General features: G+C 56.3%; 13 protein-coding genes. 9 read left to right on the forward strand and 4 right to left on the reverse strand.

Annotated features, from left to right (window positions below; genetic code table 11):
- Both purF and WFM49_RS16330 read left to right on the forward strand, forming a co-directional pair.
- Entirely contained in the window at window positions 1-1,485 is a 1,485-nt protein-coding gene (gene purF, locus WFM49_RS16325; protein ID WP_009457026.1) for an amidophosphoribosyltransferase, read from the forward strand.
- 260 nt (window positions 1,486-1,745) lie between these two features.
- Window positions 1,746-2,963, forward strand: coding sequence for a serine hydrolase domain-containing protein (locus WFM49_RS16330; RefSeq protein WP_336974334.1), 1,218 nt, complete (start codon window positions 1,746-1,748; stop codon window positions 2,961-2,963).
- Window positions 2,964-3,029: 66 nt separating this feature from the next.
- Here WFM49_RS16330 and WFM49_RS16335 read toward each other — a convergent pair whose 3' ends face one another.
- From WFM49_RS16335 to map, 4 genes are read right to left on the reverse strand one after another with little or no spacing between them, the layout of a single operon-like run.
- Complete coding sequence (locus tag WFM49_RS16335; RefSeq protein ID WP_021446550.1) at window positions 3,030-3,530, reverse strand: disulfide bond formation protein B; 501 nt, start codon at window positions 3,528-3,530, stop codon at window positions 3,030-3,032.
- 4 nt (window positions 3,531-3,534) lie between these two features.
- Window positions 3,535-4,248, reverse strand: coding sequence for a MarC family protein (locus tag WFM49_RS16340; RefSeq protein ID WP_336974336.1), 714 nt, complete (start codon window positions 4,246-4,248; stop codon window positions 3,535-3,537).
- Window positions 4,248-6,827 (reverse strand): [protein-PII] uridylyltransferase, encoded by a 2,580-nt coding sequence (locus tag WFM49_RS16345; protein ID WP_021446551.1) that lies wholly within the window; start codon window positions 6,825-6,827, stop codon window positions 4,248-4,250. The genes WFM49_RS16340 and WFM49_RS16345 overlap by 1 nt, the downstream gene beginning before the upstream one ends.
- A 3-nt stretch (window positions 6,828-6,830) precedes the next feature.
- Window positions 6,831-7,634 (reverse strand): type I methionyl aminopeptidase, encoded by an 804-nt coding sequence (gene map / locus WFM49_RS16350; RefSeq protein WP_009457018.1) that lies wholly within the window; start codon window positions 7,632-7,634, stop codon window positions 6,831-6,833.
- Between the two features lie 603 nt (window positions 7,635-8,237).
- Between map and rpsB the strand changes: the two genes are divergently transcribed.
- From rpsB to WFM49_RS16385, 7 genes are all read left to right on the forward strand, one after another.
- Window positions 8,238-8,987, forward strand: a complete 750-nt coding sequence (gene rpsB, locus WFM49_RS16355) for a 30S ribosomal protein S2 (protein WP_021446553.1) — start codon at window positions 8,238-8,240, stop codon at window positions 8,985-8,987.
- Between the two features lie 111 nt (window positions 8,988-9,098).
- The gene (tsf, locus tag WFM49_RS16360) at window positions 9,099-9,977 is read left to right on the forward strand and encodes a translation elongation factor Ts (RefSeq protein WP_009457016.1); all 879 of its coding nucleotides are present in this window, start codon (window positions 9,099-9,101) and stop codon (window positions 9,975-9,977) included.
- A 93-nt stretch (window positions 9,978-10,070) separates the two neighbouring features.
- A complete protein-coding gene (gene pyrH, locus WFM49_RS16365) occupies window positions 10,071-10,787 on the forward strand; it encodes a UMP kinase (protein WP_003799741.1) in 717 nt (238 codons plus the stop codon).
- Between the two features lie 19 nt (window positions 10,788-10,806).
- Window positions 10,807-11,367: a ribosome recycling factor gene (gene frr, locus WFM49_RS16370; protein WP_009457015.1), complete on the forward strand. Its 561-nt coding sequence runs from the start codon at window positions 10,807-10,809 to the stop codon at window positions 11,365-11,367.
- 25 nt (window positions 11,368-11,392) lie between these two features.
- A complete protein-coding gene (gene uppS, locus WFM49_RS16375) occupies window positions 11,393-12,157 on the forward strand; it encodes a polyprenyl diphosphate synthase (RefSeq protein ID WP_035271876.1) in 765 nt (254 codons plus the stop codon).
- Between the two features lie 13 nt (window positions 12,158-12,170).
- On the forward strand, window positions 12,171-13,025 hold the full coding sequence (locus tag WFM49_RS16380; RefSeq protein ID WP_254499183.1) for a phosphatidate cytidylyltransferase: 855 nt from the start codon (window positions 12,171-12,173) through the stop codon (window positions 13,023-13,025).
- 40 nt (window positions 13,026-13,065) lie between these two features.
- Window positions 13,066-14,268 carry a 1-deoxy-D-xylulose-5-phosphate reductoisomerase gene (locus WFM49_RS16385; protein ID WP_250755736.1) on the forward strand — a complete coding sequence of 401 codons (1,203 nt, stop codon included), beginning with the start codon at window positions 13,066-13,068 and terminating at the stop codon, window positions 14,266-14,268.
- The last annotated feature ends 9 nt before the right edge of the window (window positions 14,269-14,277 follow it).

Here is a 14,277-nt window from a genome sequence, read left to right on the forward strand (position 1 = left end):
ATGTGTGGAGTTGTAGGGGTTGTTGCGCGCAGCCCTGTAAATCAGTTGATCTATGACAGTTTGCTCTTGCTGCAGCACCGCGGGCAGGATGCAGCGGGGCTGGCGACCTGGCACGACCAGTTCTTCAGCATGCACAAGGCATTTGGCCTGGTGCGGGACGTATTCCGTACCCGCAACATGCGCTCCTTGCCGGGCAATAGCGGTATTGGCCATGTGCGTTACCCCACGGCAGGCTCCAGCCAGAGCGTGGAGGAGGCGCAGCCGTTTTACGTCAACGCCCCATTTGGTCTGAGCTTTGTGCACAACGGCAATCTGACCAATTGGCGTGAGCTGCGTGAAGAACTGTTCACCATTGATCGTCGCCACATCAATACCAACTCGGATTCCGAGGTTCTGTTGAATGTGTATGCCCACGAGCTGCAACGCGCTGCCACGGGTCCTGAGCTGACTCAGGACGAAGTGTTTGAAGCCGTCGCTGCTGTGCACCGCCGTGCGCGTGGGGCTTATGCGGTAGTCTCGCAAATCGCCAATTTCGGTCTGGTGGCTTTCCGTGATCCGAACGGGATTCGTCCTTTGTGCCTGGGTCGTAATGTGACGCCCAAGGGTGAAGAATGGATGATTGCTTCCGAGTCCGTTGCCTTGACCGGTTGCGGCTTCGAGCTGGTCCGCGACGTTGAGCCCGGCGAGGCCATCATTGTGGATCTGGACGGTAATCTCAGCAGCCGCCAGTGCGCCGAGAACCCGCGCCTGAATCCCTGTGTCTTTGAGTATGTGTACTTCGCCCGCCCCGATTCCACCGTTGATGGTGTGTCGGTTTACGACGCCCGTTTGCTAATGGGGGAGTACTTGGCCGAGAACGTCGCCAAGAACCTGCGTCTGGCCGATATCGATGTGGTCATGCCTATCCCTGACTCGGCGCGTCCTTCGGCCATGCAGTTGGCAGCACATTTGAACCTGAACTACCGCGAAGGCTTCATCAAGAACCGCTACGTGGGCCGCACCTTTATCATGCCCGGTCAGGAAGTGCGCAAGAAGTCGGTGCGTCAGAAACTGAGTGCTATTCCCATGGAATTCCGCGGCAAGAACGTGCTGCTGGTGGATGACTCCATCGTGCGTGGCACAACGAGCCGCCAGATTGTGGATATGGCCCGTGCCGCGGGTGCGAACAAGGTGTTCTTTGCTTCGGCAGCGCCACCGGTCCGCTTTCCGAACGTGTACGGCATCGACATGCCTACGGTTTCCGAGCTGATCGCCACAGGTCGTGATGTGGATCAGGTTGCCAAGGAAATTGGTGTGGATGGCCTGGTTTATCAGGACCTGCACGATCTGGAGCAATCCTTGCGTGACTTGAACCCACGCTTTGCCGGCTTTGAGTCCTCCTGCTTTAGCGGCGAGTACGTTACGGGGGATGTGGACGAGGCGTATCTGAATCTGTTGGCAGAAGGCCGCAAAAATGGTCGTGAAGTGCCTGATGTAACGGACTGATAGCTTGATCTTGTGCCTGATTGGAAAAACCCGCTTTTATGGCGGGTTTTTTTGAATTTATGATTGCGGGGTGGTTTTGGATATTTTATTTTCAGGCTTTAATTATCAGCCTCTTATATAAATTAAACCTATTATTTTTTTATTTTTGATGATTTTATAATCTACGAATTAATTTCATATCATTTAATAATCGGCTTATATTTTCTTTGCTTCTTTCGATAAATCATGCGCCTTGGTGCGCATTCTATCTGGAATCAAAGATGAAAAATCCAAGTAAAGATAGCGAGTCTGATCAGGCATTAACAGATCCTGATCCCACTGAGCAGATTCCAGTCAGTATTCAATCTGGTATCGAATTTCCTGCCTTGCATCATTTGCTGGAGCAGGCCCTGGAGCAAAACCGGGTGATGGGTGCCGTGGTGCTGGTGGCTTACCAAGGTGAACTGATATTTCGTTTTAGTGGTGGTTGGGCGAATAAGGAGCTGGCCCAAGCCATGCATGAAGATACGGTCTTCAGTTTGGGGTCCTTGAGCAAGACAATCAGTTCCTGGCTGGCCTTGCGTTTGATTGAGCTGGGACTGCTTTCTTTGAAAGATAGGATCACGCGCTATCTTCCCCATTTCGGCCCCAGTTTCAATTCTATTTGTCCACCTATTTCCATTCATCAATTGCTGACTCACACATCGGGGCTTAGTTATCGTTTTATTGATGGTGAGCAGAGTGCCTACGCTCACGCCCAGGTAAGTGATGGGCTGGATGATCCAGAGCTGAGCTGGCAAGAGAATTTTCGACGTATTTGCTCCGTACCACTACGTTTTGCACCGGGTACGGGCTGGCGTTACTCCTTGGGAGTGGATGTGGTGGGGCAGGCTTTGCAAATTGCTTCGGGACGGGGCTTGTCGGAGTTACTGGAGGACAGCATTAGTCGTCCCTTGGGCTTGAGACATTGTTCCTTTTACAAGCACGATGATTTTCAGATGGCCATGTCGTATCAAAATCATGAGACTTGCTTGACGCGGGTGGATGGTGCGTTGGATCTGGGTATCGGCGTGCTGCGGTTTGATGAGCAGAGCCTGTCACAGCGCTCCAGGCCGATCTATGCGGGGGCATCCATGCTTGGGTCCGGGGCAGATTTGATGCGCATACTTCTGGCTTTGCGAAATGGGAGTTTGCTTTCCAAACCGTATTGCGAAGCGCTGTTTACCGATCATGTGCCATATTCTGCCAAATGCATGTGGCCAAATTGGGGCTATACCTACGGGGCCGCCATTTCACGACAGCCGCCTGAGCGGACCATGCCGATGTCTGCTGGAAGCTTGCAGTGGGTCGGTGCATTCGGGCAGAAGTGGATGTTTGATCGACAGCAGGATCTCATCATTGTCAGCATGACCAATACCGCTCCAGAAGGCCTGTTTGGTGCATTTCCGGATCAGGTTCGTGATGCTGTTTATACCGATTTGGGTTTGATGCCTGATTGAGCGGGATGGAACAAAAAAGCCCTGCTGGAAGGCAGGGCTTCACGGCTGTAGTGGCTGCCCAGGCGCTCAGGCCCCTCGTCGCTTGAACAGCGTCAGCAACAAACCCAGGCCCAGGATCACAAATAGCGCCAAGCTCCAGTAAGCGTATTCAATCCCCAGCAAAGGTTGGCGTGCATCCATGCAGGAGGCATAAATACCAAATAGCCAAGGCAAGCCGCTTTCCAGGCCGGACTGGGTGATGAAGCGATCGGCAAAGGTCTGGTCGCAGCTGAACAGGTGCTGCGCGACCGATACCTGGTACCAGGCAGCCAGAATGCCACCTACTGAGGTAGCCAGACCCAGCAAGCTGGCGACGGTAGAGCTGCGCTGATGCCCCAGTTGACGCAACACACCAGCAACCAGGCTGAATACGCCCAACACAATGAAAATCAGGCGTTGCAGGACGCACCAGGCGCAAGGTGGGATGCTGAATACATGCTGGGAAAGCAGTGCAATGCCTACGCCGGAAAAGGCGAGCAGGGCGATCAGGTAGTAGGGTGCAGCGGACTGGCGGGAGGATGCGGCCATGGTATCAAGAGGAACTTAAAGAATGAAAGGTAGATGCTTCGTGCAGCAAACCCAGGAAAAGTTCATGGAAACCGGCCCAGGTAATCTGCACGCCCAGGCATAAGAGAATAAAGGCGGACAGGCGCATCACGACAGCCGTGCCATTTTTACCCAGTTTGTACAGGAATTGCGATGCAAAACGTAAGGCCAGAAACACGATAAAACTGGCCGCAGCAATAGCTGGCAGCGCGCCAGCCAGCTTGCTCATGGTGCCGGTGACCGAGTTGTCATGCAAGGTCGCCCCTACCGTCAGTGCTGCAGACAAGGAGCCGGGGCCGCAGAGCATGGGGAAGGTCAGGGGGTAGAAGGCTTTGGAGCGAATCTGTTCCCAGGAGTAGGACTCGGCCATGTTCTGGGCGTGCGCCGCATCAAAGTCCGAGGCGTTGATCAATCGCCAGGCCGTGCCTATGACCAGCAAGCCCCCGCCAATACGAATGATGGGCAGGGAAATGCCAAAGAAATTCAGCACGATATTGCCCGCCACCATGGCAATGGCCAGCATGATGAAAATATTGATGGCGACTTTCTTGGCAAGGCGGGCACGGTCAGGCACGCTGGCGCCTTCGGTCAGGGTCAGAAAGATGGGGGCAGCCGCAGGCGGGTTCAGCATGGGCAATAGCGTCGCCAATGCAAACAGGAAGCTGCGGCTGACATCAGAAAATACGGAGGAGATTTCCATTAAGACGGGGTGGCTTGTTGAGAGAGGGCTAAACGTACATCGCGCTCCAGGCGCAATTGATTACGGTTTTGTTCCAGTGCGGCACCACTCAGGATAAAGACGTCTTCCACGCGGTCGCCCAAGGTCATGACTTTGGCGGAGCGTAGCTGCACGTCGTGGTGCTCGAATACTTGGGCGAGACTGTACAGCAAACCGCGCCGGTCTGTGGCACTTAGCGTCAAAATCCAGTCCTGACCCTGTTCATCCTGGCGCAGGTCCACGGTGGGTTGAATGGGGAAGACGCGGGCCCGGCGGGAGCGTATGTCGCGGTAGTGGTCGTGGGGGTGCTCGTTGGGGAGCCAATCCTGCTGAAGTGCCTGGCACAGCTCGGTTTCGATCAGCAAGGGATCGCGTCGCAGGGCGTGATCGTAGGTGGGCAGCATCACGACAAAGCTGTCCAGTGCCCAGCCGTGGCGAGTCGTGTAAATGCGTGCGTCCTGGATGCTGACGGCCTGGCTGTCAAAGTAGCGACAGATGCGCAAGAACAGGCGGCTGGCGTCCTTGGTGTAGACCAGCACTTGCAGCGCATCGGTTTGTCCGGCGGGACGTATGCGCACCACCGGTGTCGGGCTGTGAGACTGGTGGTAGAGCTGGATGGTATGCCAGGCGATTTCGCTGGCGTCGTGGCGCAGGAAATAGGGCTTGTCCAACCATTGCCAGAAGTCCTCGCGAGCTTCGTCCAGCAGACCGGCCAGGCGAATTTCGCCAGCGGCGTCACGCTTGCGTTGATCCAGTACGGACACGCCATCCTTGGCCTGCCGTCCCAAAGCTGCCAGTGACAGCTTGTACAGGTCTTCCAGCAGCTTGCCTTTCCAGGAGTTCCATACCGTTGGGCTGGTGGCCCGAATGTCGGCGACAGTCAGCAGGTACAGGGCAGTCAGGCGGCGTTCCGTACCTACGGTCTGCAGAAACTGGAAAATGACATTCGGGTCGCTCAAATCGCGTTTCTGAGCCACTTGCGACATGGTCAGGTGCTCGCGCACCAAAAACACCACCAGTTCTGCGTCTACCGGCATCAAGCCGTGATCCTGGCAAAATGCCAAGGCGTCCTGCGCACCCAGCTCGGAGTGGTTGCCGCCGCGTCCCTTGGCAATGTCGTGAAAGAGGGCGGCAATATACAGTAGCCAGTGGCGATCAAAACCGCTCATCAGCTGATTGGCCATGGATAGCTCTTCGCTGTGCTCGGCCATGGTGAAGCGGCGTAGATTGCGTATGACCTTTAGCGTGTGCTCGTCTACGGTGTAAGCGTGAAACAGGTCGTGCTGCATTTGTCCGACGACGCGTCGAAATACCGGCAAATAGCGTGGCAGCAGGTTCAGCAGATTCATCAGCCGCAAGGTATGCACGATGCCTTTGTTCTGCTGCAGGATTTCCAGAAACAGACGTCGATTCCGGGGCTCGGCCCGGAACTTGGCATCGATCAGGCGGCGGGCGTGCCAGAGGGCTCGCAAGGTGTCGGCTTTCAGGCCACGCAGATTGGGCTGTTGCTGCAAATGCAGCATGGCTACAAAAATCAAAGAGGGATCTTGCTCGAAGCCATCAGGCTGACGCAGTTCCAGCTGTCCATGATGAATCTGGAAGTGGCTGTCCAGAATCAGCGGTTCCTGATCGGTTTGCGGGAACAGGTGCTCCTCGATGCTGCGCATCAGGATCAGATTGAGCTGGCTGACAATCTTGGCGGCCCAGTAGTAACGCTGCATCAGCAGTTCGCTGGCGCGTCGGGTGGCCGTGGGTTGAAAACCGTAAATGTCAGCCAGACGTGGTTGCAGGTCAAACAGCAGTCTGTCTTCGGCGCGGCCAGTCAGTAGATGAAGCTCAATGCGCAGACGCTTGAAGGCTTCTTCCACGCGTTGCAGAGCTTTCAGCTCGGATTGCGTCAGTAGTTCGGATTGCGCGACATCCACCCAGCTGCGTCCCAAACCGGCTGCCCGTGCCATCCAGAGCAGCACCTGCAGGTCGCGCAAGGCGCCAGGAGACTCTTTGCAATTGGGTTCCAGGGAGTAGGGGGTGTCTTGCAGATGTGCATGACGCTGCTGCTGTTCGGCCTGTTTGGCCAGGAAGAAAGCCTGCGGGTCCAGCTGGCTTTGCAGTTGCTGTTGGGCATGGCGTAGCAGCAATCGGGAACCCGCCAGCCAACGGCTTTCCAGCAAGGCGGTTTCGGTGGTGATGTCCTGGCTGGCTTGTTCCAGGCATTGGGCGGGCGTGGCCACATTATGGCTGGGAGCCAGACCTATATCCCACAAGGCGGCGACCAGAGCCTGAATTCGGTCTATATCCTCTGCATTGGGCTCGCGCTGCAACAGGATCAGCAAGTCCACATCCGAATGTGGATAAAGCTCCCCGCGACCATACCCCCCCAAGGCCGCCAGGCTGGCTTGGCGGGGCAGGGGGTAACGGACCAGAAGTTCACGCAGACCTTGGTCGCAAATCTGGCACAGGCTTTTGAGCAGGCGATCGCAATGCAGGTCTTGCCTGAAGCGCTCGTAGGCCCTGGCCCGGCGGCAAGCAATTCTGTCGCGAAGCTGGGCCAGGAAAGACATGGTTCAGGCCTTGTTGATGATGGCTGGAGGGGCAGGCATGCCGGGCGAGACGGTCAGCACTTCGTAGCCGGTATCGGTTACCAGCACCGCGTGCTCCCATTGGGCCGACAGGCTGTGGTCGCGTGTCACCACGGTCCATTGGTCAGCCAGCGTGCGCAGTTCGCGACGACCGGCGTTGATCATGGGCTCGATGGTGAAAATCATGCCGGGTTCCAGTTTTACGCCGGTGCCGGGTTTGCCGTAGTGCAGCACTTGCGGATCCTGGTGAAACTTCTGGCCCACACCATGGCCGCAGTATTCGCGCACAACGGAAAAACCTTGTTTTTCAGCGTGTTGCTGAATGGCGTGGCCGACATCACCCAGGGTGGCGCCGGGTTTGACTTGATCAATACCCAGCCACATGCATTCGTAGGTGGTTTCAGTCAGGCGGCGGGCCAGGATGCTGGGCTCGCCCACGTAGTACATACGGCTGGTGTCGCCAAACCAGCCGTCTTGAATAATGGTGACGTCCATATTCAGAATGTCGCCATTTTTCAACACTTTATCGCCGGGGATGCCGTGACAGATGACGTGGTTGACGGAGGTGCAAATAGAGCCTGGAAAGGGTGGGTAGCCAGGAGGCGCGTAGCCTACGGTGGCAGATTTGACCCCCAGTTCATTGATGCGCTCCATGCACAGGCGATCCAGTTCGCCGGTCGTGACACCTGCTTTGACAAAGGGAGTCAGGTAATCAAGGATGGATGCCGCGGTCTGGCAAGCAGCGCGCATTTTTTCGAGATCAGTGGGGTCTGTGACGAGAATACTCATAGCAACTTGAACAGGTCTATTGAAAAATAGTAGAATTATAGGCTTTTGTGAATTTTGCAGTTACGCTCCGTCCCGTTTGGGGGGATCATGTGTCGCGGAACACCGCGCCAAATTTGGGCTTTCCTGGTTTGACCAGTTTTTCTTGGGCCGCCTGAATTTTCAGGCTGGATGAGCCAAGCCAGGCATCAGGAAATCGTGTCCCAAGATTGGAAGAAGCCTCGGGCCATGGCCCGTCAGCAAAAACACGCAGAATTCACAACACATACAGGGTCAACACGATGACAAGCGTTGCGAAAGCAACAGGGCAGCAGCCCGGTTCTTGTTCAAGTGATGCTGACCAAGCAATCCTCTAGGATACACCTGCGAACAGTACCCTGTATGCAGGCGGTAGCCAGAAAAGTTTCAGGCTCGGGCCCGGATGGCAGATATCTTGTCTGCCTGCAGGCGTGAGTCCGTTGCAGTGCAGGCGTTCGCTCATGCTGGGCAACGTTTTTATAGTTGTAAATCGCGTGACTGTCCGTCTCGGGGTGTCTGGAATGCAGCACAGGCTGCGGCCCTTACCGGATACCGGGCAGTTACAAGACCAAACCCTTGGAGAACTTTATGTCTTTAATGCGTGAAATGCTGGAAGCTGGTGTGCACTTTGGCCACCAAACCCGTTACTGGAACCCCAAGATGGCTCCGTTCATCTTCGGCCAGCGTAACAACATCCACATCATCAACCTGGAAAAAACGGTTGTTCAGTACGAAGAAGCAACCAAATTCGTGCGTCAACTGGCTGCCCGTGGTGGCAACGTGCTGTTCGTAGGCACCAAGCGCGCTGCTCGCGAACTGGTGGCTGCTGAGGCCGAACGTTGCGGTATGCCTTACGTCGACAGCCGCTGGTTGGGTGGCATGATGACCAACTTCAAAACGGTCAAGACTTCCATCAAGCGTCTGAAAGAAATGGAAGCTCAGATGGCTGAAGGTCGTCTGGAAACCATGAGCAAGAAAGAAGCCTTGATGTTCGAACGCGAACTGGAAAAGCTGAACAAGGCCATCGGCGGTATCAAGGACATGAACAACCTGCCTGACGCCCTGTTCGTGATCGACGTTGGCTACCACAAGATTGCCGTGGCTGAAGCCCGCACTCTGGGTATCCCTGTGGTGGCCGTGGTTGACACCAACCACTCGCCAGAAGGTCTGGATTACGTGATCCCTGGTAACGATGACTCGGCCAAGGCTATCGCTCTGTACGCCCGTGGCATGGCTGACGCCGTGCTGGCTGGCCGCGAACAGAACCTGAACGGTCTGGTTGAAGAAATCGCCGCTGACGAAGAGTTCGTCGAAGTTCAGGCTGACACCCAGGAGTAACAGGCTCACCGCTGTCTGCCAGACACCATCAGTTGTCATGGCAGACAGCTACAGTGATCCTTCGTATCGCCCCGGCTTGCCGGGGCATGTTCTACAGAATTGGAGAAAACCGTGGCTCAAATCACCGCATCGATGGTTAAAGAATTGCGCGAGAAAACCGACGCGCCCATGATGGAATGCAAAAAAGCACTGACCGAAGCCGACGGCGATATGGCACGTGCTGAAGAAATCTTGCGCGTGAAGCTGGGCAGCAAGGCTAGCAAAGCAGCTACCCGCGTTACCGCTGAAGGCCTGGTTTCTGTTTACATCGCTGACGATGCCAAGACCGGCTCCGTAGTTGAAGTTAACTGCGAAACCGACTTTGTTGCCAAGAACGATGACTTCATCGGCTTTATCAACGACGTCGCCCAACTGGTCGCCAAGAACAACCCGGCAGATCTGGCCGCTTTGGCTGAACTGCCACTGGCCGACAGCAATGTCGAGACCGTGCGCGCTGCTCTGGTTGGCAAAATTGGTGAAAACATCTCTATCCGTCGCTTCCAGCGCTACGAAACAGCCGGCCAACTGGCCAGCTACGTTCACGGTGGCAAGATCGGCGTATTGGTTGATTTCGCCGGTGGTGACGAAGAAGTGGGTAAAGACCTGGCCATGCACATCGCCGCGACTCGTCCTAAAGCCATGGACGCTTCGGGTGTTGACGCTGCCGAGATCGAAGCCGAGCGCTCCGTGGCTGCTCAGAAAGCCGCTGAATCGGGCAAGCCTGCTGACATCGTCACCAAAATGGTTGACGGCGCTGTTGCCAAGTTCCTGAAAGAAGTGACTCTGTTGAGCCAGCCTTTCGTCAAGAACGACAAGCAAAGCGTGCAGCAAATGCTGGACGAGAAAAAAGCATCGATCGCTGGCTTTACCCTGTACGTTGTGGGTGAAGGCATTGAGAAGCGTGTTGAAGATTTCGCCGCTGAGGTAGCTGCCGCTGCCGGTCAAGCCTAATCTAGCTTGTTTTTTCAGGGCAGGCACCGTAGTGGCGGTGCCTGCCCTGCTGCTTTACACTCTCTTCTGTCTTCGTCACTTGGAATCCCACCCATGACTACCCCTCATTACAAACGTGTTCTGTTGAAGCTCTCCGGCGAAGCGCTGATGGGCGAGGACTCGTTCGGTATTAATCGCAGCACAATCATTCGCATGACGGAGGAGATCGCCCAGGTTGCCCAGTTGGGGGTACAGCTGGCTATCGTGATTGGCGGGGGCAATATCTTTCGCGGCATCGCTCCAGGTGCCCAGGGCATGGATCGTGCGACAGCCGACTACATGGGCATGATGGCTACCGTCATGAATGCGCTGGCCTTGCAAGATGCCTTGAAGCACCGTGGCCTGGATGCCCGTGTGCAATCTGCCCTGAATATTGAGCAGGTCGTAGAGCCTTACATTCGTCCCAAGGCACTGCGTTACCTGGAAGAAAACAAAGTTGTTATTTTTGCAGCCGGTACGGGCAACCCGTTCTTTACCACCGATACGGCAGCAGCCTTGCGCGGCGCCGAAGTGGGTGCGGAAATCGTACTGAAAGCGACCAAAGTCGACGGCATCTACAGTGCCGATCCCAATAAAGACCCAGGTGCGACGCGTTACTCGCGTATCAGCTTTGATGAGGCTATCGTACGCCGTCTGGAAGTGATGGACGCGACCGCCTTTGCCTTGTGTCGCGATCAGAAACTGCCGATCAAAGTGTTCTCCATCAACAAGCCCGGCGCCTTGACGCGCGCGGTCTCTGGTGAAGATGAAGGCACCCTGGTTCACGTTTAAAGTTATAGGAATTTAGTCCATGAGTCTTTCCGAGATTAAAGCATCGACCGACAGCCGGATGGGTAAGTCCCTCGAGTCTCTCAAGACAGGCCTGGCCAAAATTCGCACTGGCCGTGCTACTGCAGGCTTGCTCGATCACATTCAGGTTGAGTACTACGGCTCCATGGTGCCGGTCAGCCAGGTGGGCAACATCACGGTGGTGGATGCTCGCACGCTGAACGTGCAAGTGTGGGAAAAGCATATGGCTGGCCCGATTGAAAAAGCCATTCGTGACAACGAGTTGGGTCTGAACCCCATCTCGATGGGCGAGAGCATTCGTGTGCCCATGCCTGCGCTGACCGAAGAGCGCCGTCGCGATCTGGCCAAAGTGGTGCGTGGCGAAGGCGAAGATGCCAAGGTCGCCATTCGCAACCTGCGTCGTGACGCCAATGACACGCTCAAAAAGCAAGTCAAGGACAAGGAAATCTCCGAGGACGACGAGCGTCGCGCCCAGGACGAAATCCAGAAGCTGACCGACAAGTATGTGGCTGAAGTCGACAAGCTGATCGCCCAGAAAGAAGCCGAGATCATGACGGTCTAACGGCTTTTGCACAGGTGGCTAGGTGATTTCTTTCAGTTCTACCCAAACTATTCCGGAACACGGTCAGGTTCCTGGCCACCTGGCGATTGTCATGGACGGCAATGGACGATGGGCAACCCGTCGTCTTTTGCCACGCACGGCAGGGCACTTGCGTGGTGTGCAAACCGTCCGGCGTATTGTCGAGGCCTGTGGCGAGCTCGGCGTGCGTTATTTGACCCTGTTTGCTTTCAGCTCCGAGAACTGGCGACGCCCTCCTGAAGAGGTGTCTCTGTTGATGGGGCTGTTCGTCAAGATGCTGCAAAAAGAAGTGGCAACACTGAAAAAAAACGGCGTCCGACTTCATATTATTGGTGAGCTATCCGCATTTAGCGAAGAATTGCGCGGGCTGATTGCCGATGCAGAAGAACAAACGCGTGATAACGACACCTTGCATTTGACGATTGCCGCCAATTACGGTGGTCGTTGGGATATTTTGCAGGCGACCCGAAAGGCCTTGGCTGCCAATCCCCATTTGGTCGATCATCCTGAACAACTGGATGAGGCCATGTTCAGTCCCTATTTGGCGATGTCTTACGCCCCCGAACCGGATCTTTTCATCCGCACGGGCGGAGAGCGCCGCATTTCCAATTTTTTGATCTGGCAGATGGCCTATACCGAACTGTACTTTACAGACGCGTACTGGCCGGATTTTGACCGGGCGCAGCTGGAGCAGGCCTTCGAGTGGTATCGTGGGCGCGAGCGGCGCTTTGGGCGCACCAGTGCCCAGGTGCAGGGTAGCCCCGCGCCTTGACGGAGCCTTATCTATGTTGAAACAACGAGTCATCACCGCCCTGATCCTGCTGGTCATTCTGGGCGCGGCCATGCTTGTCCCCGTGCGCTGGCCATTGCTGGCTATTTTTGTCCTGATGAGTACGCTGGCTTGCTGGGAATGGGAGCGCCTGAGTTTGACCCAGGAGCAGCAGCGTTGGGCCTGGCCCCTGGCCATGCTCAACGGTGCCTTGATGCTGTGGCTAAGCGTGCACTGGTATCACACCGGCCCGCAAGGGCAGGCGGCCGATTTGGTCTACCGTGGTCTGGTGCCCCTGATGGCGGTCTTGTGGGTCGTCGGCGCTACCGGGCTGGTGCTGCAAGCTCAGGCCACACAGCGTGCGCAAGGGGTCTTGCTCAGCGTGATGGGTGTACTGGCTCCTTTGGTTGCCTGGGCCAGCCTGTATCTGTTCCTGCATACGCAGGGCATTGTCTATGTGCTCTCCTTGCTGGTCCTGATCTGGGTGGCAGACATCGCTGCTTATTTCGCTGGACGTGCCTTCGGTAAAGCCAAGCTGGCCCCGCGTGTCAGCCCTGGCAAGACCTGGGCTGGAGCGCTCGGTGGTATGGTTGCCGCTGCTGCATGGATGTTGATCAGCGCAAATTGGGCCGGCAGTTTCGGTGCCGATGTGCAGCAGCGCTGGGGCTGGGTCGCCACGGCTGCTTTGGGCCTTGCGCTGGCGGCTCTGTCTATCGTGGGTGACTTGTTCGAGTCCCTGCTCAAGCGTCGTGCCGCTGTTAAAGATTCCAGTCAATTATTGCCCGGTCATGGTGGGGTGTACGACCGTATCGACGCCTTGCTGCCGGTTGCTCCCGTGGCCTTGCTGCTAAGTGGGGCGTGGCTCTTTTAGTCCTGCGTGGATTCAAAGTGTTTGCGTCAAGGAAGAACTCATGAGTTTCCAGCATGTATGTGTGTTAGGGGCCACTGGCTCTATTGGTATCAGCACACTGGATGTGATTGCTCGTCATCCCGATCGGATGGCGGTTTATGCCGTGAGCGGCCACACTCGCATGGAGCTGTTGGCCGAGCAAGCTCGTAACAGCGCAGCCCGTGTTGTCCTCGTGCCGGATGAAGCTGCGCGTAGCCGCTTTCTGGCCGCGTGGCAGGGCGGTGCCTTGCCAGAGATTCGGGTAGGTGCTCAGGCGCTGGCCGACACGGCTGCCGATCCGCAAGTCACTACTGTCATGGCCGCGATTATCGGCGCCGCAGGTTTGCCCTCGGCCCTGGCCGCTGCACGTGCTGGCAAGCGTGTGCTGCTGGCTAATAAAGAGGCGCTGGTTGCCGCAGGTCGTATCTTCATGCAAGCCGTGCAAGAGGGTGGGGCGCAGTTGATGCCCATTGACTCTGAGCACAGCGCCATCTACCAATGCCTGGCGGGTGAGCTGCCGCCAGAACCCGGTCAGCCAGTTGCGGCTCTGCGCCGTCTTCTGGTAACCGCTTCCGGTGGACCTTTCCGCTCGCGCAATCTGTCCGAGCTGGAGGGAGTGACCCCCGAGCAGGCCTGCGCGCATCCTAACTGGAGCATGGGCCGCAAAATTTCGGTGGACTCGGCCACCATGCTGAATAAAGGTCTGGAAGTAATCGAGGCGCATTGGCTGTTTTCAGTGCCTGTTGACCAGATTGATGTGGTGGTGCATCCGCAAAGCGTGATTCACTCCATGGTCGAGTACATAGACGGTTCCGTCATGGCGCAATTGGGTCAGCCTGACATGCGTACGGCGATTGCCTACGGTCTGGGCTTTCCGGAGCGTTTGTATAGCGGCGTAGGCTTGCTGGATCTGGCCACAATGGGACGTCTGGATTTTGAGCAGCCCGATTTTCTGCGTTTCCCCTGTTTGCGACTGGCCTATGATGCCTTGCGCAGCAGTCAGGCCGCCTGCGTAACCTTGAACGCCGCCAATGAAATCGCCGTAGACCGCTTCCTGGAGCGGCAGATTGGCTATACTCAGATTCCGGCTGTGATCGAGCATTGTCTGGACAAGCTCAATGGCCGTGCCAGCCAGGCCTTGGATGCTCTGGACGGGGTCTTGGAGCTCGATAGCGAAACCCGTTCGCTGGCGCTGGATTACTGTCGAAGCTCTGCGCGTATTTAACAGGACTTA

The organism is Alcaligenes sp. PF14 (assembly GCF_037150615.1).
Taxonomy (GTDB): domain Bacteria; phylum Pseudomonadota; class Gammaproteobacteria; order Burkholderiales; family Burkholderiaceae_B; genus Alcaligenes; species Alcaligenes phenolicus.